Here is a 21304-nt window from a genome sequence, read left to right as displayed (position 1 = left end):
GGTTTAAATCTTTCTGAAGAAAAAACGATACCTGCTAATGAAGAAGAAATTCTAAAAATGATAAGAGAGAAAATACAAAAGAACTTATCCTCACAACAGCAAATAGACATTGAAAAAGATATATTAAATGCAATAAAAAATGGATATGAGAAATCCAAGCTGGAACCTATTGAAATTACAAAAAATCATACTATCCCTGGCTCAACAGTAATGATAGAAAAATTATCTCAAGTATCAGAAATGCAGCTGCAGTCTATGGACAATGAAGAGTTAGAAGAATTTATTTATGAAATGTTACACTTGTTGGATGTACAGTTTGATTCAAATGAGATAAAAGATGAAACAAAAGTTACTTTTGCATCTTGGCGAATAAAAAGTGGGATAAAAGAAGCGCTAAATAGGGCTTTGAACATTGAAAAATATTCAGCAAGTACTTCTCTTCAAAAAGCTTTTAAGAGGTATCCCTATAAGTTGTCCCTTTACGAAATTTATACCCTTTATTTAATTGATTGTATAATAATGAGAGATAACAGTGAGTCTTACTTCATTGCTTTAGAAGAGTTTTTGCAGTCTCTCAGCTTTAATATTCAAGAAAGTTGGGGCAAATTTTACGGTCCTTTCATAAGAACGAGAGTACTTCTTGCATTTTCAAATGAGTGGAGACGCATACCTATTTCTTATAGAGGAAGATTACGAAATATTATAAGCGATGCGGTTCAAATGTGGTATGATTCACACGAAATCTTTTGGTTTGAAAAGTATGCCATTTATTGGTGCTTTAGTATATGCCAAATCAGAACCAATCCTAAGTTAAATATCGATTGTTATAAAGTATTCAGTGCAATTTATTCATCATTAGAATATTTGCAAAAGATTTATTTATTAAGTAACGATTTTTACTATCATTTGATCGAGAAAGAAAAAGAAAACAGCTCAACTTATCAAATAGCCAATATATCGGACGACGTCCTTTATTATTTAAGCAAATTATTTTATAAAGGACTTTATTACAATCACAAAAAGCATAAATTGGAATTTTCTGTATTTGAAGAAATGTGGTATCAGTCAATTTGGGATTTAATCAGTGATATTAAGAAAGAACAAGACAGCGCTTTGCAGTTTGATAAATTAATTAATAAATATCAATTATGGATCAGTTGGGCAAAGATTGATTTGGCTAAAATACCTGAAAAAGGCCTCGATTTTATTGCGGAATATCCGATTGAACTAAATGGCTTATCCAAAAAAGTTATAATCGATGTTTTATCCATACTCAATAAATTAATTAAACTCTATTTCCAGAAACCAAAAGACGCAGCTGTTTTCTTTATTTGGATTAACAAAAGTTTAGAAAATAATTCTACATCTGATAACTTATTTTTACATTATTTACTAGATCGTTTTCGCAGTTTCAGCTTGATCCAAGCAAATATGGCTATCGATGGTTCATTAGCCATTAAAATGCCGGATTTTGTATCTGATTTCAATGATAAAGAGAAAAATTCCGAAGCTTTAATTCCATTGCATGACTGGATATTTTATATTAATAATACAAACTATAATGACTCTGCAAATTATTTGCGTTCATTATCTGAGTATGAAATTGTAACGATATTAAAAAACTTATTTTTTGAGAAGAAAACAGAAGAAGAGAAAAAAGAAGAGGAGAAAACAGCAAAAGGGAAAACAGAAAAAATAGAAAATTGTATTTATCTTTTAGCACAAGGGATTACAATTGAAAACTGGAAAAAGTTCAGACAATGGGAACGCTGTAGCCATAGTAAGAAGATTATAATTTCAGACGTAAACTTAAACGAAAAATTTAAAAATTTATATCAATATCCTGCTTACGAAATTATTACCAACGATTATTCAAAAGAAGAAACAAAAAATCAAGGGGAAAATTACATAATTTCTATGACGCTATTTTCAATGTTAAAAGGTAACGCAATTGATTCAAGTTATTTAAAGCCATTTTATATTTACAGTTGGAAAGATTTACAGACGTATTTTAACCAAGCAAATTTCCCTTCGACAATTATAGCATCTTTGCTGGTCAATACGCTTAATTATCATAGAAAATTTTATGAAAGTTACTATGATGTATACGATCAATCCAGTCTGCCTTATAGAAAATTAGGGGATAAACCGATTGATGGCCGCAAATCTTATCAGCGGATAATTGAAACTTACTTAAAGGAATCAGAAAAAAATTTATTATATTGGAAAAATGGGCTTATTGAAGTAATTGAAATCGATGTTGATGTAATCACGAGAGATGGTGAAGGAGTTTGAAAGATACAATTAAAGTTACGGTTGCTCAATACACAGATGGAAGTAAAACAAAAGAAGAGTTTTCAAAACTATTTGATCATGAGAATGGTATGAAATATTTGAGGCCAGAAAAACAACTAGATAAATTTTATAAGGGAGTCCGTATTGCAAAACAAGATGGGGCTGACTTCCTTGTGTTTCCCGAATTATTTATTCCAAATGAATATGTTTATAAACATATAATGAACGAATGTGAAAATTCTAAAATTGTTATCATTGGAGGTCTTGAATGGGTATATAAAGGCTCTATAAATGGAAAAAAAATGATTGAAAATCAGGCTTTTGTGGCAATTCCGAGTACACTTAATAAAAATGGCCAGACTCTCAATGAAAGAGCAACTATTATAAAAATGCCCAAACTTTTTCCAGCCCCTGCTGAAAAAGATTTTTTAAATAAATCGGGCTATAAGTTTGTACATGGTAATCGAATATATCTTTTTAAAAGTAAAAAGTTGGGGAATTGGGCGGTTTTAATTTGCGTAGATTACTTAAACTTACCTGTTCAAAGGCTGCTTCAAACAAAGATACAGACTTTATTTATTGTTGCCTATAATAAAGATATTGATTATTTTCATTCACTATCGGATTCATTGCACCGAATTTTGTACTGTAATGTAATTGTTTGCAATATGGGAAACTACGGAGGATCTCATGTTTTTGTGCCATACCGTGATCGGCATAAAAGAAATGTTTATAAGAATATAGGTAATCATGTAAATGCTGCAGTTACTATTGAGTTACCATTAAAACTGATAGCAGATGCTCAAAAGGCTCCATCTGATCAAGTTAGTAAAGAATTGGTTTCCCGACCGCCTGATTATGGTCTAGCTTACGAGTGGGGAAAGTAAGAATAATTCTATACTAAATATGTTTTGTGATACAAGGTGAAAAGGTATGTCGCCTCAAAAGGCTAAAGAGAAGTGGAAGAACTTTTTAAATCCAGCTATTTTAAAACCAAGTTTAATTATTTATTCTATTTTTATTACTGTGTTTGAAATATTGAAGCAACAGGTAGTTGAGAGAATTAAGTATTTTTATGTAGATGGTTTTATTGGAGATAAGCTGATAATTAACGAGAATTACAATAAGGAAGTTTTAAGTAGACATAAAAAAACTTTATACGCTTCATTAGACTGGCATTTAGAAAAGGGGATTATTAGTAAAGAAGATATAGAATTATTTCATGAGCTTAGGAAGCAACGAAACAAATTGGCACACGAAATGACAACGGTTATTTTTGAAGGAAATAATGATTCGATAATAGTAAATTTAGAAAGGATGATTAATCTTCTTAAAAAGATAGAGTTATGGTGGATTGTGAATGTAGAAATACCAACAGACCCAAATATCAATACCGATATTGATGACATGGATATTGAGCATATTATACCCGGTAGTATCATGATAATACAATTATTATTAGAAATTGCATTAAACGAAGGAGAAGAAGCAAAAAAGTATTATGATATTTATCAATTACTCACGGAAGAGGAAAGTTAGTTTAAGTGTGCTGTCACACACTGAAGTATGTCAAGAATTATTAAATCAAATGATCCGTAATGATTTGAATGGAAATTCCATCCAAATCGACGGTTCCGATTATCGAAAGACATTTTCCGTTCGTTTTTGTTTTTTCAATCACCACCATTGAATCGGATACAATCGAAGAATTTTATGCAAAATATTACACCAAGTGTTGATGGCACCCGGATTTATGATTTATTTTATTACTTTTGGTATCGCCAATTGATTTTATCGCCATAAAATCGATATCGATGCGTTTATGCTACGGGCCATCAGCCGTTAATATTTTAGGCGGAAGCCATAAAAGGCTTCTGCTTTTTTATGTGTTTGACAATATTCGACACCATATTTTTACAAAAGTTGATAAAATCAGATTAACTAAGTCTTTCTATCTATGACAAAGGAAGGGGGAATGCTATGACAACGATTTGCAAAGCGGATTACTATTACGGGGCGTTGCTTTCTGCGTTGGTCAACGGGGGACTTGCACCGGCTTTGTTTGAAAAAGAAAACGACAACCGGCAAATATACGAAGTCTCGATGAATAAAGCGAGTTATATCATTTATACGAAGTACCATACCACTCCATCAGGTTCCAAGGATTTTACTTGGTCTTTTTCGTTTAGCGACAATGAGATCGAGGAAATTGCCAAGATTCATCAAGGAAATAAAGAAAAAACATTAATCTTTGCCTTTATTTGCGGCCAGAAGCAATTAAGCGACTACAACCAAGTCATTGCCATCGTCTACTGGGACGAATTTCTCGAGTGCGTGGATATCGAAAAAGAACAGATTCGTGGAACGGCACGGCTGTCCTTGAAAGCGGTCAAAAGTTCCCCGTGGCTTCGCATTTACGGCAGCAAGCGTGCCGATATGCTAGACGGAAAAGACAATACGATAAGAATTGAAAGAAGTCGATTGAGCAGTTTGTAACAATAACATTTGGGGGCGGGGAGGGGAATTGTGAATATGGGGCTTTTCTATACATTGCTTCTTTTGGTCTTGCTTGTTTTGCTGGCAAGATGGATCAAGTCGAAAGAAGCAGAATGGATTGGATCGTATGGAGAATATAAAGTCCGTAAAGCAATTAAAAAGATAGAAGCAACATCATCCGGAAAATACAAAGCTTTTCATAACCTGTATATTCCAAAACAAGACGGTTCAACTTCGCAAATTGATCATATTATCCTTTCCGATCAAGGACTGTTTGTCATCGAAACGAAAAATTACAGCGGCTGGATTTTCGGAGATGAAACGTCAAAATATTGGACGCAAGTCATTTATAAACGAAAAGAAAAATTTCTTAATCCTATTTTGCAGAACAAAGGGCATATCAAGGCGTTAAGAGACTGGCTTGGGGAGGAGTTTGCGCATATTCCGATGCACTCGGTTGTCGTGTTTTTGCCGCGGGCAAAGTTTAAATCAAATGCTCATTTTGCCCATGCTTATGTGGTTTATCCGAAACAATTGAAACAAGTGCTCGAGCAACACCAAACAAAAGTGATCGATAGGGAAACAAAGCAACGTTTAGCTCAAAAATTAGAAACAGTGCTTGCCAAAGATAAGACACAAGAAAAAGAAATGAAAAAGTGGCACATGCAAGCGATTCGAACGAAGCAAAAGCAGACGGAACAACATATACAGCAAAACCGTTGTCCAAAATGTGGCGGTGTTCTAATCGTTCGGAAAGGGAAATACGGAACATTTAAAGGTTGCAATAATTATCCGAAATGCAAGTTTACGCAGTCGATTGGCTGAACTTGCAACATGGCGATCGGGTAGCAACTATAGATAAGGGAAGGAGGAAAATGATGTTTTCTATTCACGAGGAATTGGAACGCCTATCGCAAAAGTATCGATTTTTTGCTTCAAAAGAAGCGTTTAAACAGTCATTAAAATTTCAGCTTCAAGAAAAATTCCGCGTCGAGGAGAACAAACGCTTTCATGATTATCTGATCGATTTGTGGGTGGAAGAACCGGAAAGTGGGCGCCAATACGCGATTTGTTTAATGAACAAGCTCGCTCGGGTCACGATAAAGCAAAACGGGCAAACGATTGAATTGAAGCACCACGGTGCTCAGGATCAGGGTCGTTATGATTTTTTGGCGCAAGTGGAAAAGTTAGAACGAATAACAATGGGGAGAAGGAATGTATACGGGATCGTTGTGCTGCTAACGAATGACCATTTGTATTGGACCGAGCCGATGCGACCAAATACGGTGGACTGCGAGTTTCGCATTCATGAAAACCGGATCATCACCGGGGAGTTAAAATGGCAGGAACGTGCATCAGCAGGGACGAAAGAAAACCGTGATGCGCCGATCTTTATTAAAGGGAGATATCAATTGAAATGGCATCATTATTCTATCATCAACCAAGACAAACATGGCGAGTTCCGATATGTAGCTGTTCATGTTGGGGACGTATATAGTTGAGAGAAATAGTTTTAGTGTCTGTTGTCACCTATCGAAGAAAAGCTGTGTCAGGAACGAAAACGTCTCGGGCAAGACTTGATTAACCCGGATTTATCTGTTGTGATGAAGAAGTGTTATGAGAAGCAATTAAAAAATTAGAGTGCGACAGGAGAAGCTTCGTTGCACGCGGATCCTGTCACTTGTCGAATGTATGGGCACAGACAGGGGGGGAGAAAGTTTGTTAGCTGAAATACATGGAAAAATATCATCGGAAGGTTCGAATTTAAGCGAGCGGCTTGAAGATCAGCTGACAGCGAACGTATTTGGTACGTCGCGTTATCTCCCTTTTCACAAAGGGATTAAGCCGATTTTAAGCAAGGCTGTATTTTTTTCTCAAACCGCTCAAACGGTGTTCATAAATGGTTTGGAGATGCAAAAAGACGAGTTTATAGGGGATAAGGTTAAGTTTTGGGTCAAGGGAGAAAGAAGTGAAATCGATGTTTTACTTGAATTTGATCATTTGATCATAGGAATCGAAGTGAAATACCATAGTCCTTTATCATCAGACGATCAATTGGAGCGAGAAGCGAGTGATTTACTAAAGGGTAAAGGACAGACGCCAAAGTTTTTGCTCTTATTAGGAACGGAACCAGAAGTGAATATGATTGCTAAAAAGGTGATGGAAGACAGAAAACTGCCAAGCGGTGTTCATTTCGGATATTTATCGTGGCAAGAAGTGTTCCATCAATTGGTGTACGTGCAAAAAAATGAAACATTCAATGAGTTTCAAAGGTTAATATTGGAGGATTTGGTTGCTTTATTGAGAAAAAAGGGATTTGATCGCTTTCAAAACTTTCAAAGCCTTGCTTGTCCTTTAGTTGACCACTGCTCCTACTTTCATTTTTATACAGATGAACAGTTTTTTCATTTAAGTGCCAACCGTATTGAAAAGGAGGGGTATTATGAATTCTGTTAGCGTACAGGAAAACATAAAAAACGCTTTCGAGGTTGTGCGAAAAACGTACGAGAGTGTCGATAAACTGTTGGCGGAAATGGACCGTCAATCGGTCGAATGTGGATTTGTTCCGGTGATCCCGCAATTTTTGCGTTGGAAATCTGACCGAGAGTATCAAGGCTGGTTCATTCAATCTTTTATCAAGCTATATCAGAGAGATTTTGCCACTCCTTGCCGGTCAGGGAATGGGTTGAAAAATGACCCAATATATGCGGTTGAAATTTCATTTGAAGAAGAACCAAGGATGACGTTGTGTAAATACGTGTATTCAACCCTTGAACATTGGGATAAACCACCGAGCGTTTCTGAGCATTGGTTTTTCTACTGGCCTTTATATGATGGCGATAATTTTACTGACCATGAACTTGAAAATGGAGTGTTTAGAACCGTTCCGAATGACGAAAAAACTTCGGAAAAATTCGGTAAAATTCAAGAGGTTATTTGGAAGGAAATTGACTTATTATCCATTACATCAACGAACATTAGGGATATGGTATTTCGTGAGTTGAAGTGTTTGTGACGGATAAACTCGAATTGGGGAAACAAAAGCAATTTATGGACTCAGGGAGAGGCTGTGCATGGGGATCAAAATAGAAAAATTCCTGTTCGGGTGGCAAGATTCCAAGCGCAGGAGCTAGAGAAATGGAGAAACGGGGAAAGAGAAAACGGTAAAGATTTTTATTGCAGAAAACTGCCTGGTACGAAAGGATTTGGTTATTTGGGAGTTTTAAAACAAGCCGGTAGAGCATCATTACCATTTCACATTGCTTTCGGCGAAGATGTGGCAAGCCCTGTTTTTTACCGTGAATCGCAAAGAGCATCGTATTAAAGATATAGGGGGAGAGGAATGAACATGCTGAGCTTTGAGCATAAGAAAGCGATTTTTCGGTCATATAAGCAGCTACAAGAAAAGCCTATAAGTTATGATCGAGTAAATTATGTTTATCCAGAAAGCCGGCAAAGAGGGAAAGTATTAGCTAGGGAGTTATCTCTAGTGGAAATGGATATGTAAATGGCAAGTATATGGATAGTGAAATCATAAAGAAAAAAGGATATAACGTTGATCCACGAGGATGGATAAGAATTGCCCATTTCTCTGAAGAACAGTTAAGGGAAGTTATTGAGATTGCCATGATGTCTATGTCAGGGAAAAGTGCTGAAATGATACAAACTGGCGCAAATTTGAACCATGATAGTAACAAAATGAAGTAGCAAGAAATAGGGCTGGAAACTTCGACTTCTTTTGAAAGACTGGTTCGTTCATGTTTGTATAATTGGATTGGCTATGGAAATGTCAATGCCCCGATTTGGTTTCTTGGAGTTGAAGAAGGTGGGGCAGAAATATGGAGACACCGTACGAAAACGCTTGAACAAAGTTTAGAGATTCGTTCAAAGTTCCATCTTCAAATGGATTTTCAGCATGTTTGGGAAGATTTGTACAATATATCGTTATCATCATGGACAGGCCCTAATGTTTGGCGCTATATAGCGGCTTTTATTCTGGAATTCGAAGGAAGGGATGCAACGGTTGAAAATATTAACGATTATTTGGACATGATCAAGGAGTTTAGAGATGCAGAACCGAAAAATTTGGTTGGTGCATTAAGATGGTAATCAATTGCAGGGAGTGGATAAGCGTGAAATTTGATCCCAATCAGCATCTTCATTTAGGATATTATGAGAACAATGTTGACTTAGAAGCAGTCGCATATAAAATTCAGAATGAAAATAAGTGGGTGGTTTTTTTAGATAATGAACAAGATACTACATTAGTTCAAAAAATATTAGATCAATATGATTACCATGAAAAATATGGTTACAAGATTTTTACTATTGATGCAGATGATTTATCTTATGAAGTCGGAAGCAAGCTATTTGAAGAGTGGTTAAAAACAAATAACATAATATGAAGAAATAAGGAAATTCGCTAATGCAGCTGATATTTGGTGCCATGATATTGATGGCATAACAGAGTAAACAAGATGTGTTAGTTTCTTTTCTGCATCTAGATTTAAAGGTTTTTCAAAAGAAATGTTTCAACGGTTATAATAAACGCGTATATGCGCACATGTTTAGAACAGTTGTGAAAACAAACGCCCTCATCTGTTTGGCGATGGGGGCAAGTTTATCGTCGAGAGAATAAGGAAGTGTGCACTTGACAACATTCGACACCATGTTTTTACAAAAATTGATGGAATCAGATTAACTAAGTCTTTCTACCTATGACAAAGGGCGGATCGGATGAACGCGAATCTTTTTTATACACTGCTTCCTTTATGTTTGTTTGCCTTATTGGCAAGATGGATCAAGTCAAAAGAAGCGGAATGGATCGGATCGTATGGAGAATATAAAGTCCGTAAAGCAATTAAAAAGATAGAAGCAACATCATCCGGAAAATACAAAGCTTTTCATAACCTGTATATTCCTAAACAGGATGGCTCCATTTGGCCAATGGATCATATTATCCTTTCCGATCAAGGCCTGTTTGTCATTGAAACGAAAAATTACAGCGGTTGGATTTTTGGAGATGAAACGTCAAAATATTGGATGCAAGTGATTTATAAACGAAAAGAAAAATTTCTTAATCCTATTTTGCAGAACAAAGGGCATATCAAGGCGTTAAGAGACTGGCTTGGGGAAGCGCTCTCGCATATTCCGATTCACTCGGTTGTCGTGTTTCTGCCGCGAGCAAAGTTTAAATCAAATGCTCATTTTTCCCATGCATATGTGGTTTATCCGAAACAATTGAAACAGGTGCTCGAGCAGCACGGAACAAGCGTGATCGATAGAGAAACAAAACAACTGTTGATTCAAAAATTAGAAACTGCGCTTGTCAAAGACAAACAGCAAGAAAAAGAAATGAAAAAGCGGCACGTGCAAACGATTCGAACGAAGCAAAAACAGACGGAACAACATATCCAGCAAAACCGTTGCCCGAAATGCGGCGGCGCTCTTGTAGTCAAAAGAGGGAAATATGAGAAATTCAAAAGCTGCAGCAACTATCCGAAATGTAAATTTACGCAAGCGATTCGCTAATTTCCCTCTGTTATCGCAAAACGTCTGGAAGGCAGTCTATTTGCTCTGAGATTTAGAAAATGTGTAGGGAGAGGAATAACCATGTTTTCTATTCATGAGGAAATGAAAACGTTGTCACAAAAACATCCATTCTTTTCTTCAAAGGAAGCATTTAAAGATGCATTAAAATTTCAGCTTCAAGAAAAGTTTCGTGTGATGAATAATAAGCATTTTCATGGATATGTAGTCGACCTTTGGGGAGAAGATCCGAATGGTGAGCAACAATACGCGATATATTTAATGAATAAGCTCGCCAGACTGGCCATTAAGCAAAACAATCAATCTATAGAATTAAAACATCACGGTGCTCAAGATATTGGCCGTTATGATTTTCTTAAACAAGTCGAGAAACTTGAAAAGCTTTCCACAGGGAGAGAAAATGTCCAAAGAATCGCGATTCTATTAACCAATGACCATTTGTATTGGAGCAGACCAACCAGATCCAATACGGTGGACAGCTATTTTCGAATCTATGAAAACAGCATTTTAACGGGAGAGATGAAGTGGCTGGAACATGCGTCAGCGGGAACGACCAAAAACCGTGAAGAACCGATTGTCCTCAAAGGAATGTATAAAATGCAATGGCACCATTATTCCACCGTTTGCAACGATAAGCATGGAGAGTTTCGGTACTTAGCCGCTCACATAGGAGTTGATTAACAAGGGAAAAGATGTATGTGTAGCGGATAGTGTCACACCATCATCCCAGTAGGCGGGCAAGTCTTTCGTTTTATTTCTGCGCGGTCCAAAAACGGCCAAAAAAGAGCATAGGTGTGCAGCGCGATTTTGCTTTCACGAGCTAAAGTGCGATGTTGATATATCAAGGGTTTGAACATTTGACGTTTTTGTTCAAACTGTCTAGTTTACATAACAACAATTTATTTTTTGCGGGGGTGTGCAAAAACGCCCCTTGCCGCCCTAGAGAATCAATGGTAAAATTGAGGTGCTCTTTTTGAAAGAAGGCCTCGTTGAGAGGATTGAAACAGGTTTGGTGGATACAGGTTTTGCAGAACCTGTTTTCACCTTTTAAAAGACTGACCTCGTTTAGAGGATTAAAATCTGGCTTTTGGACCATCATGGAAATAAACGACAATGTAGCTTGAAAAACTTTGTACTCATGTTGGAGAAAAACAAGAGCTTATGAAGATGTGTCCTTGCCCTGTTTCCAGTGCGGGAACGATGGGGGAATAAAGAGGTTTGAAAAAAGAGAGCCATCCATGCGGGTTTGCAGAGTAGACGTATATGAAGCCGCGGCCTTTTCTCGATATTCAACCGGGAAAAGGCCGTTCCGTTTTTCTTGGAAACGGCTGCGATTGTAAAAAATATACTCTTCCATCGCCCGGTAAGCCTGTTTGATCGTTTTTGGGAGCACTAGTTTATCCTTTCTTCGCCATAAAAAATCCCCTTTCAAGTAGACTGTTGAGAATATCATATCAATGTCCTCTTTTTTCGCTGTCTACTTGCAGGGGATAATACCACCTTGGGAAAATGGCGAACAGGTGATTTTTTAAGGAAATAAACAGTCCTAGTCAATATAGATTGCGGACTCTTTTGGATATTACTATGCTCTTCCCATCCGGTGAATGGCTTGGTCAGCGCTATTTTAGTCTTTCGCTAGTGGTGATGCTTGTTGGTTATAGCCGATTTGTAAGCGCTTTTTGGCAAATGCGAAATAAGAAATCATCACTACGGCCGTGATTAAGAGCGTCAAAAGTAATTGGGAAACCATGGATTTGATAAATAACATGGAGATAAGTATTACTAATAAAACCAAGATAGTCAAATAGGTTAGATACGGGAATAACCACATTTTTATCTTTAATGCTTCAGGGTTGTTCTGTTCAAGTTTTTTCCGCATACGCAATTGTGAAACCGCAATAACTAAATATACAAGCAGGGCAATAGCTCCCGAGGAGTTAACGAGAAATAGAAACACTTTATCTGGGGAAATGTAATTCATGATCACTGCGATGTACCCAAAGAATGTGCTGGCAATAACAGCTTGAGCTGGCACACCGTTTTTGTTTAGCTTGAGGAATCGTTTTGGCGCTTCTCCTTTTTCCGCTAAGGAATAAAGCATTCTTGAAGTAGTATATAGCCCTGAATTTAGACAAGATAATACGGCTGTTAATACGATAAAATTCATGATTTGTGCGGCGGCTGGGATGCCAATGTGCTCTAACACCGCAACAAAGGGGCTTTTTAAAACGTTTGCCGAGTTCCAAGGCAACAAAGTGACTACTACAGCGATCGATCCAATATAAAAAACTAGGATTCTCCACAGGACAGACTTAATCGCTCTAGATACTGCTTTCTGCGGTTCAGCGGATTCTCCGGCGGCAATCGTAACGATTTCTGTTCCAACAAAGGAAAAAATAACAACGACAATTCCTAAAAGGATGGAACTGATGCCATTCGGCATAAATCCACCATTTCCAATTAGATTTTTCAACCCAATTGGGCTGCTGTTTGGATAAAGTCCAAATATGAAAGCGCCCCCGATCATTAAAAACAAAATGATGCTCGCTACTTTAATTAACGCAAACCAATATTCAAATTCCCCATATGATTTAACCGACCAAATATTTGTAAGCGTTAACAATATGGTAAGAATTAAACTTAACAGCCATATTGGAATACTATTAAACCAATATTGAATGATAGCAGCACCGGCATTTGCTTCGATAGCAATAACGATTACCCAGAAGAACCAATATAACCATCCGATGGTAAATCCGGCCCAAGGTCCAATGGCATCGTGTGCATATGCCGAAAAAGAGCCGCTAGTAGGATTAGCTGCAGCCATTTCTCCTAACATTCTCATCACAAGAACTACTAAGCATCCGGCTAATGCATAGGAAACAATGGCCCCAGGGCCTGTAGAATGGATGACGGCTCCGCTTCCCACAAAAAGACCTGCACCGATGACCCCAGCTATTGCGATCATTGTCATGTGGCGTTCCTTTAATCCCTTTTGTAGACCCGTGTTCTGTCTTGCCAAAAAAATCCCCTCCTTGTAAATAGTTTGTTACAAAATTATCTGAATAATTAGATAAATACTATTATACCTTAGTTTATTTAGAAAGCGGTTACATATCACTACACAAAATGTAAACAAAAATAGGCTATCTATTTGACGATTTGTAAAATACTAAATGATATTGGTTTGAGGATGTTAGAAAAATGGGGATATGCAAGTTAAATAACAAGTAGTAAATCATGGGTTTGGAAAAATTTCTCCAAGCCTATTTTTGATGTGAATGGTTAGTTTGTTCATTGTGAATATCTTGCGATTTAGTGTGTGTTTTTACCGTTTTTCACCTTATACGTGAACCTGTTCATGATGAACAACTCGTTTATTCGTTATATGAAGGGAAAAACAAGAATATATTGAATATTATCATTATATTTAAATTTTTTGTTGCACAAAGGAGTGATAGAAGAGTGTATGAAAACTCCTAAATTAACGGTTTCCGATATCTTGAAAAGGAAGCATTTTGAACATATCCAAATTGCAGCTGGGCATCAAGGTTTGAATCGCACGGTAAAATGGGTCATGTTTGGAAGTGACAAAAATTAATAAGCTATTGAGGGGAAAAGAACTGATCTTATCCACTGGAGTAGGATGGAGAGAAAATAAATCATTGTTTATATCTTTTGTGCAACAGCTAATTGAATGTGATGCATCCGGATTATGCATTGAAATGGGAACTTATGCTTCTTCCATTCCACAAGAGATTATTGATTTAGCCAACGAACACCGTTTTCCCATCATTCTCTTTCTTAAAGAAGTCCCATTCGTCGAAATCACCCAGGATATTCACACCTATTTAATTAACCAGCATTATCAAATCATCTCCAACCTAGAGTCCTATTCACAAGAATTGAACAAGAAATTGTTATCGATTGATCATTATGATGAGATTTTAAAATTTCTACATCATTATTTAGGTCATCAAGTCATTTTTAAGATAAATGGGAAAGAGGTAGAGTTAGTACCGAAATATGTGAAACCATCTAAAGAAGAACAGCAATTGTTTGATTCTGTGCTTCATCCACAGCAAAAGAAAGCCACTCAATCCATCCGAATCTTTGGTAATGAGTATGCGGAATTATCCATTGTTTCCATCGATAAAGAAATTAGTGAATTTGACCTTCTCATTTTAGATCGAACGGCTACTGCTCTTGCCCAGCATTTATTGCGGGATTTATATGTGGAGGAAAAAAAGCGGGCGCAAGAAAATGAATGGTTAAAGAGTTGGTTAGAAGGAGAGCATACGAGTGAAGCTATTTTTGACTATTTAACAGACCACGAAACAGAATTAAAACCAAAAGGTGGATTTGTAAGTATTTGTAGATTCAAATCATCCAAACAGTACTCAAACTTAGACATTACTTATTTCAAATTATTGTTTCGAACTATTTTTGAACAACAGGGATTCTCCACATTTCCTGTTGATTTTCGTAATAGCGTTGTGTTTATTATGGTGAATAAGCGTGACATAAAAACATGGAAAAATCGCATGAAGATAGGAATTAAATATTTGATGGAATCTGATTTTGCGAATAAGAAAAGAATACCGAACTTCCTTATAGGAGTTGGGAAGTTTGTGGAAAACATCTCTCAGATGGACAAAAGCTATCAAACTGCTTTAGAAACCATTAAAATTCAAAATCAACTGGGAGAAAAAGCAAATAGCTATTTTTACGAGGACTTACATATATATCGTATTATTTCGCTTATTCATAAATATAGCGACTTGCATGAGGTGGTAATGGAATATTTGGAACCTGTTATTCAATATGACAAAAAGTATAATGGAAAGTTGATGGAAACATTAAAGGTTTATTTGGCATGCAACGGCTCGAAAAAAGAAACGGCCAAAAGATTGTTTGTGGTTAGACAAACACTTTATCATCGCATCCAAAAATTGAAAAAATTATTGGGCGACGATTTTATGAATCCGGAAAAACGGTTAGCTATTGAATTTATGATCAAAGCATACGAGTATTTAATGTCAAATGACGAGTCCCAATATGTACAAAATCATAAGTAAAACTCTTCTACAAAGTAGAGGAGTTTTATTTTTTATGTATATAACATGGTTATCGTTTGGCAAAGGCACTCTGGTCATATTGTGGAATGAACATAGTTATAATTTTTACGTTTTGTCTAATGAAGGATATGAAAAATTAAGAGATAATTTTGTTAAAGTTAAATAATTTAAAATAGTCTAACAAAGAAAGGGGGCTTTATGATGGCGGTGACAAAGAAGGAAACAACTATTTTGAAAAACTTTATTAATGGACAGTGGGTGGAATCAAGCGGGACAGAGACGTTGGAAGTGCCAAATCCGGCGACAGGGGAAGTATTGGCGCGGGTTCCGATTTCGACGAAGGAAGATGTAGACAGAGCTGTCCAAGCGGCCAAAAAAGCATTTGAAACATGGAAAAATACGCCGGTGCCTAAGCGGGCGCGGATTATGTTTACCTTCCATCATTTATTGAATGAGCATCACGAAGAATTAGCAAAACTCGTCGTTCAAGAGAACGGAAAAGCCTATAAAGAAGCGTATGGTGAGATTCAAAGGGGAATTGAGTGCGTGGAATTTGCCGCGGGCGCTCCAACATTATTGATGGGGGAGTCGCTATCGGGAATTGCCGAAGGTATTGATTCGGAAATGTTCCGTTATCCTTTAGGAGTAGTCGCAGGAATTACGCCATTTAATTTTCCGATGATGGTTCCTCTCTGGATGTTTCCGTTGGCGATTGTTTGCGGGAATACGTTTGTATTAAAGCCATCTGAAAGAACACCAATTTTAGCCAATAAACTGGCTGAGTTGTTTACAAAAGCTGGGGCGCCAGAAGGAGTGCTCAATATCGTTCATGGGGCGCATGATGTCGTTAATGCCCTCATCGATCATGAGGATATTAAAGCAATTTCCTTTGTTGGTTCCCAGCCTGTCGCCAAGTATGTATATGAACGTGCAGCCGCACAAGGCAAACGCGTACAAGCGCTTTCCGGGGCGAAAAACCATCATATCGTTATGCCTGATGCGGATATAGAGACAGCGGTGCAGCACGTGATTAGTTCCGCTTTCGGAAGTGCGGGGCAGCGTTGCATGGCGTGCAGCGCGGTGGTTATTGTCGGCGACAATGAGCAGTTTGTAAAACTATTAAAGCAAAAGGCAGATGAGCTCGTTATTGGAAATGGCATGGATCCGGAAGTACTTTTAACCCCAGTTATTCGTCAATCCCATCGTGAAAAAGTATTAGGCTACATTCAAAAGGGCATTGAAGAAGGGGCAGTGCTCCTTCGGGACGGGCGCAAAGAAATGAATGAAATACCAGAAGGGAACTTCCTTGGTCCAACGATTTTTGATCACGTCACCCCAGATATGACGATTGCTAAAGAAGAGATCTTTGGTCCTGTTCTTAGCTTGCTGCGTGCCAAAGACTTGGACGAAGCGCTTGAATATATTCGTAAATCTCGATACGGAAATGGTGCGACCATTTATACGAAAGATGCGAAAGCTGTACGCAAATTCCGTGAAGAAGCGGATGCGGGAATGTTAGGAATCAATGTAGGTGTACCGGCAACGATGGCGTTCTTCCCGTTCTCCGGATGGAAAGATTCGTTTTATGGCGACCTCCATGTAAATGGAAAAGATGGCGTAAACTTCTATACACGCAAAAAAATGATTACTTCTCGATTCGATTTTTAACAATCTTCATTAAGCTGGGCAAAAAGAGATTTGCTCGTTCGGCAAGAATATGGCTCAATAATCCCTCCGCTTTTGAAACAAAGCCAAGCGGAAGGGAGTTCACTTTACAATAGAAAGAAGGGAAGAGAAATGGTTCAGGTTCATCAAAGCCAGCAATGGCTTGCGAAAGATAGTCAATATATATGGCATTCGATGAAGCCGTATAATCCTGATGCGACGCTAGTGGTGACAGAAGCGAAAGGTTGTTGGGTTACCGACCATACAGGAAAAAAATATTTGGATGCGATGGCAGGATTATGGTGCGTGAATGTGGGATATGGGCGTGAGGAATTAGCGAAAGCAGCTTACGAACAGCTAAAAAAGCTTGGGTATTTTCCGCTTACCCAAAGCCATGTACCGGCTATTCAGCTTGGGGAGAAATTAAATGAGCTGTTAGGAGACGAATATGTCATTTTCTTTTCCAACAGCGGCTCCGAAGCTAATGAGACTGCATTTAAAATCGCGAGGCAATATCATCAGCAAAGAGGAGAGTATAACCGATATAAAATTATTTCCCGGTATCGAGCGTACCATGGAAATTCGATGGGAGCTCTTGCCGCAACGGGTCAGGCACAGCGGAAATATAAATATGAACCGCTTGCGCCTGGGTTTATTCATGTTCCGCCTCCAGACAGCTATCGTGACAATGATCAAGCGGAAAATCCGCGAGATTTACGGTCCGTCAAAGTAATTGACGATGTGATGACATGGGAGTTGAGCGAAACGATTGCGGCGGTAATCATGGAACCGATTATCACTGGAGGAGGAGTACTAATACCGCCGGAAGGATATATGAAAGCCGTAAAAGAAGTGTGCGAAAAACACGGCGCCTTGTTGATTGTAGATGAAGTGATTTGTGGATTTGGACGTACAGGCAAACCGTTTGGATTCATGAACTATGGGGTAAAGCCAGATATTATTACGATGGCAAAAGGAATTACAAGCGCGTACTTGCCATTATCGGCGACCGCTGTGAGAAAAGAGATTTATGAGGCGTTTAAAGGAACAGAAGAATATGACTATTTCCGTCATGTCAACACGTTTGGCGGCCATCCTGCCGCATGCGCTTTAGCATTGAAAAATATTGAAATTATGGAAAGAGAAAATTTATTTGAGCGTTCGAAGGAAGTAGGCGACCGGCTGCTAAATGAATTAAAAAATAAACTGCAAGACCACCCTTACGTTGGCGATGTGCGCGGGAAAGGTTTGCTAATTGGAATTGAACTAGTAGCCGACAAAAACACGAAAGAGCCTCTTGATGTTTCGCTTGTTAATAAAGTGGTTGGTATTTGTAAAGAAAACGGTCTTATTATTGGCAAAAACGGTGCGACAGTTGCTGGATACAACAACGTGCTAACATTATCTCCACCGCTGAATATTGAGGACAAAGATCTCCTATTCTTAATAAATACGTTAACAGATGCATTATGGGAAATTAAATAAGGGGTCTTTATCATTTTCTGTGATTTCTACATGTACTTGGCATATTATTCACCAATAAACTTGTCTGTAGCGGTTAAGACGTCGACAGTGATGTGAAGTTGTTTCTGTTTCGGTTTTTTCAATTATCGTATGCTATAACCGTATGATGATGCGCATAATGTTTAGGCTGATTGTGGAATAACGAACGCCCCCATCTGTCGGTGATGGGGGCAATTTTATTGTGGAGAGAACATGAAAGCTGCGTTACAGCTGGGGAGGTTACTGTTGCTGGGAGAGCTTGCGGATTTTTCGGTCATGTTGGGCGATTTTGGCTGAGTAGAAATCGACGGTTTCTTGTGTTTCGATAAGTTCAATACGCAAGTTGTCGATTTTTGTTTCTAAGCGGTTAAATCGTTCGTTCATTTCATTTTCTAGCTTTTCGATTCTGCTTTCCAACCAGTCGTTCATCTCTTGTATCCGCTCGTCCATTTCCGCACACTTTTTTTAAATTCACCATTCATCACTTCGACTTTTTTGTCTATTGTTTCGATTTTTTCGTTTAATGCAGTGATTTGCGAGCAAAAGTCAGAAGCATGTAGATCGAGCGCCTTTAAAATTTCTTTTAACATCGTTTGTTGTTCCATCTCTTTCACCTCTTCCCTAAACAGTATAACCGGATCATATAAACAAGAAAAGACAAACGGAGAGAAAAAGTGTAGGGCAGAATCCTAAATGCTTCTGCCTTGTATTCATTTGACGACATTCGATACCATGTTTTTACAAAAATTGATAGAATCAGATTAACTAAGTCTTTCTACCTATGACAAAGGGCGGATCGGATGAGGGCGAATCTTTTTTATACACTGCTTCTTTTATGTTTGTTTGCCTTATTGGCAAGATGGATCAAGGAAAAAGAAGCGGAATGGATTGGATCGCATGGAGAATATATTCAGGGAGATTCAATGAGAAAGCAGGTGATTTTTTGCATGCGGAAGAAATAAAATTGCTTATTTCTAACATGTTGATCGAAGTGATCGAAACATACATTCCTCATAAATGGGTGGATACTGTTGAGCCATTCATGAATCGATATAATGGCAGAATCAGTTATGATTATTCTGGGGAAGTAAAAGAAATGACACAAGAGGAGTTTAAGGAAATACTTTTGACATTAGGGAAAAGTGAGATGCCACTTTTTTATTTACCTCTCCTCGATGAGTTGTTGAGCAACATTTATATTGATCAATGGGTTCCAACATATGTATCAAACTACGGGAAGCATTGGGTAAGCTATAAAGATTTGCTAGAAGAAAAGTTTAGAGAATAGAAACATGCGAATTTTGAATTGTATGATGAAGATGGGAACGAGTTGAATGAAGAGTTGGAAGAAAAACTGGACGAAATATTTTATGAGTTTTTAGAAAATACTTCGCATGAAATTTATGCACAAAAAATATTAAAATCGATTCGCTAAATGCTTGTCCTGTCACGCTTTGAAGAAAGAGGAAAGGGAAAAGAAACAGCGGGCAGGATGTAAAGGTATTACCTCCTACAAGTAGACGGTCAAAAAGACATTGTGATGTTTTTGAGCGTCTGCTTGGGAGGCGATTTTTTTCGATTGTCATCATATATGCACGCACCGATTGTAACGAAAAAAGAATAATATTTGGCACCATGATATAATGGAAACAAAAAGCAAATGGAGTGAAGGCGCGGTGAAAACTCCAGAGTTTCCAAATCACAACTACACGTATGAAGATTATCTGAAATGGGACGGACAATGGGAATTGATTGACGGTGTGCCATATAGTATGGCTCCTTCTCCTTCGTTTACCCATCAATATATCATCGGTGAGCTTTATGCGGCGTTGCGGGATTATTTTCAACAACAAGGATGCATAGTGGTCATGGCACCGTTTGATGTCATATTCGCTTCAAATCTTGATGACAAATCTGTGAAAAATGTGGTGCAGCCCGATATTTCCGTTATTTGTGATCGAGAGAAAATCACAGAAAAGGGATGCGTAGGCGCACCTGACTTAATCGTAGAGGTGTTGTCTCCGAGTACGGCGTTAAAAGACCGAAATGAAAAATACAAATTATATCAACGGTTTGAAGTAAAAGAATACTGGATGGTTGACCCGCTGCATCGAACTATCGAGGTGTACGGATGGCATAACGGAGTATATGAAAAAAGGGAAGTATTTGGAGAACAAGATGTGCTAGTTTCTTTTCTGCATCCAGACTTAAGGATTTGCCTAAAAGATGTGTTTCAACGGTTATAATAAACACATATATGCGCACATGTTTAGAACGGCTGTGAAAACAAACACCCCCATCTGTTTGGCGATGGGGGCAATTTCATCGTGGAGAGAACGTTACGGATGGAGAGGTTATTGTTGCTGGGAGAGCTTGCGGATTTTTCGGTCATGTTGGGCGATTTTGGCTGAGTGGAAATCGACGGTTTCTTGTGTTTCGATAAGTTCAATGCGCAAGTTGTCGATTTTTGTTTCTAATCGATTAAATCGTTCGTTCATTTCCGCAAACTTGCTTTTAAATTCATCATTCATTGCTTCGACTTTTTTATCTATTGCTTCGATTTTTTTGTCTAATGCAGCGATTTGTGAGCGAAAGTCAGATGCATACAGATCGAGTGCTTTTAAAATTTCTTTTAACATCGTTTGTTGTTCCACGTCATTCACCTCCTCACTAAACAGTATAACCCGATCATATAGACAAGAAAAGACAAAAAGGTG

21 protein-coding genes and 3 pseudogenes are annotated in these 21304 nt (G+C 37.8%); 20 read left to right on the top strand and 4 right to left on the bottom strand.

The window, feature by feature from the left end; translation table 11 throughout:
- The first annotated feature begins 57 nt into the window (after positions 1-57).
- The 15 genes from NXM86_RS11345 (at position 58) to NXM86_RS11275 (ending at position 11022) form a co-directional block, all read left to right on the top strand.
- Positions 58-2295, top strand: coding sequence for a hypothetical protein (locus tag NXM86_RS11345; RefSeq protein ID WP_498958042.1), 2238 nt, complete (start codon positions 58-60; stop codon positions 2293-2295).
- Positions 2292-3182 (top strand): hypothetical protein, encoded by an 891-nt coding sequence (locus tag NXM86_RS11340; RefSeq protein WP_498958041.1) that lies wholly within the window; start codon positions 2292-2294, stop codon positions 3180-3182. Before NXM86_RS11345 ends, NXM86_RS11340 begins: the two co-directional genes overlap by 4 nt.
- A 46-nt stretch (positions 3183-3228) precedes the next feature.
- Complete coding sequence (locus NXM86_RS11335; RefSeq protein WP_498958040.1) at positions 3229-3834, top strand: hypothetical protein; 606 nt, start codon at positions 3229-3231, stop codon at positions 3832-3834.
- A 441-nt stretch (positions 3835-4275) separates the two neighbouring features.
- The gene (locus tag NXM86_RS11330; protein ID WP_498958039.1) at positions 4276-4791 is read left to right on the top strand and encodes a hypothetical protein; all 516 of its coding nucleotides are present in this window, start codon (positions 4276-4278) and stop codon (positions 4789-4791) included.
- Between the two features lie 36 nt (positions 4792-4827).
- Positions 4828-5616, top strand: a complete 789-nt coding sequence (locus NXM86_RS11325) for an NERD domain-containing protein (protein WP_498959033.1) — start codon at positions 4828-4830, stop codon at positions 5614-5616.
- Positions 5617-5666: 50 nt separating this feature from the next.
- Positions 5667-6293 carry a hypothetical protein gene (locus NXM86_RS11320; RefSeq protein ID WP_498958038.1) on the top strand — a complete coding sequence of 209 codons (627 nt, stop codon included), beginning with the start codon at positions 5667-5669 and terminating at the stop codon, positions 6291-6293.
- Between the two features lie 217 nt (positions 6294-6510).
- Complete coding sequence (locus NXM86_RS11315) at positions 6511-7248, top strand: hypothetical protein (protein WP_498958037.1); 738 nt, start codon at positions 6511-6513, stop codon at positions 7246-7248.
- On the top strand, positions 7235-7807 hold the full coding sequence (locus tag NXM86_RS11310; protein ID WP_015863630.1) for a hypothetical protein: 573 nt from the start codon (positions 7235-7237) through the stop codon (positions 7805-7807). Before NXM86_RS11315 ends, NXM86_RS11310 begins: the two co-directional genes overlap by 14 nt.
- A gap of 54 nt (positions 7808-7861) precedes the next feature.
- Positions 7862-8116, top strand: a complete 255-nt coding sequence (locus tag NXM86_RS11305) for a hypothetical protein (RefSeq protein WP_062755446.1) — start codon at positions 7862-7864, stop codon at positions 8114-8116.
- An 18-nt stretch (positions 8117-8134) separates the two neighbouring features.
- The gene (locus NXM86_RS11300) at positions 8135-8299 is read left to right on the top strand and encodes a hypothetical protein (protein ID WP_498958036.1); all 165 of its coding nucleotides are present in this window, start codon (positions 8135-8137) and stop codon (positions 8297-8299) included.
- An 11-nt stretch (positions 8300-8310) separates the two neighbouring features.
- On the top strand, positions 8311-8499 hold the full coding sequence (locus NXM86_RS11295) for a hypothetical protein (RefSeq protein WP_498958035.1): 189 nt from the start codon (positions 8311-8313) through the stop codon (positions 8497-8499).
- 54 nt (positions 8500-8553) lie between these two features.
- A complete protein-coding gene (locus NXM86_RS11290) occupies positions 8554-8901 on the top strand; it encodes a hypothetical protein (protein ID WP_174525703.1) in 348 nt (115 codons plus the stop codon).
- 23 nt (positions 8902-8924) lie between these two features.
- Positions 8925-9197, top strand: coding sequence for a DUF3986 family protein (locus NXM86_RS11285; protein ID WP_498958034.1), 273 nt, complete (start codon positions 8925-8927; stop codon positions 9195-9197).
- Between the two features lie 331 nt (positions 9198-9528).
- Positions 9529-10323, top strand: a complete 795-nt coding sequence (locus NXM86_RS11280; RefSeq protein ID WP_498958033.1) for an NERD domain-containing protein — start codon at positions 9529-9531, stop codon at positions 10321-10323.
- An 81-nt stretch (positions 10324-10404) separates the two neighbouring features.
- A complete protein-coding gene (locus NXM86_RS11275; RefSeq protein WP_498958032.1) occupies positions 10405-11022 on the top strand; it encodes a hypothetical protein in 618 nt (205 codons plus the stop codon).
- 586 nt (positions 11023-11608) lie between these two features.
- Here NXM86_RS11275 and NXM86_RS11270 read toward each other — a convergent pair.
- Together NXM86_RS11270 and gabP are read right to left on the bottom strand one after the other, a co-directional pair.
- Positions 11609-11737: pseudogene (locus NXM86_RS11270) on the bottom strand (IS3 family transposase); the annotation flags it as partial.
- A 228-nt stretch (positions 11738-11965) separates the two neighbouring features.
- Entirely contained in the window at positions 11966-13315 is a 1350-nt protein-coding gene (gabP, locus tag NXM86_RS11265; RefSeq protein WP_373467270.1) for a GABA permease, read from the bottom strand.
- Positions 13316-13810: 495 nt separating this feature from the next.
- Here gabP and NXM86_RS11260 point away from each other — a divergent pair.
- The 3 genes and pseudogenes from NXM86_RS11260 to NXM86_RS11250 all read left to right on the top strand — a co-directional run bounded on the left by NXM86_RS11260 (position 13811) and on the right by NXM86_RS11250 (position 18569).
- A pseudogene (locus NXM86_RS11260) lies at positions 13811-15419 on the top strand (PucR family transcriptional regulator).
- A 201-nt stretch (positions 15420-15620) separates the two neighbouring features.
- Entirely contained in the window at positions 15621-17087 is a 1467-nt protein-coding gene (locus tag NXM86_RS11255; RefSeq protein ID WP_498959032.1) for a CoA-acylating methylmalonate-semialdehyde dehydrogenase, read from the top strand.
- A 129-nt stretch (positions 17088-17216) separates the two neighbouring features.
- On the top strand, positions 17217-18569 hold the full coding sequence (locus NXM86_RS11250; protein WP_015863637.1) for an aspartate aminotransferase family protein: 1353 nt from the start codon (positions 17217-17219) through the stop codon (positions 18567-18569).
- Between the two features lie 258 nt (positions 18570-18827).
- Here the strand turns inward: NXM86_RS11250 and NXM86_RS11245 are convergent.
- A pseudogene (locus NXM86_RS11245) lies at positions 18828-19192 on the bottom strand (hypothetical protein).
- A 278-nt stretch (positions 19193-19470) separates the two neighbouring features.
- On the opposite strand from NXM86_RS11245, the gene NXM86_RS11240 reads away from it, so the two are divergent.
- Positions 19471-19875 carry a hypothetical protein gene (locus tag NXM86_RS11240; protein WP_498958030.1) on the top strand — a complete coding sequence of 135 codons (405 nt, stop codon included), beginning with the start codon at positions 19471-19473 and terminating at the stop codon, positions 19873-19875.
- Positions 19876-20230: 355 nt separating this feature from the next.
- Entirely contained in the window at positions 20231-20833 is a 603-nt protein-coding gene (locus NXM86_RS11235; protein ID WP_375216576.1) for a Uma2 family endonuclease, read from the top strand.
- Positions 20834-20941: 108 nt separating this feature from the next.
- Here the strand turns inward: NXM86_RS11235 and NXM86_RS11230 are convergent, their stop codons facing one another.
- Complete coding sequence (locus NXM86_RS11230; protein WP_375216577.1) at positions 20942-21241, bottom strand: hypothetical protein; 300 nt, start codon at positions 21239-21241, stop codon at positions 20942-20944.
- Positions 21242-21304: the final 63 nt, after the last annotated feature.

It is taken from the genome of Geobacillus sp. CX412, from assembly GCF_027942335.1.
GTDB lineage: Bacteria > Bacillota > Bacilli > Bacillales > Anoxybacillaceae > Parageobacillus_B > Parageobacillus_B toebii.
The sequence above is the reverse complement of the archived record's forward strand: the minus strand, read 5'-3'. Positions and strand labels throughout refer to the sequence as shown.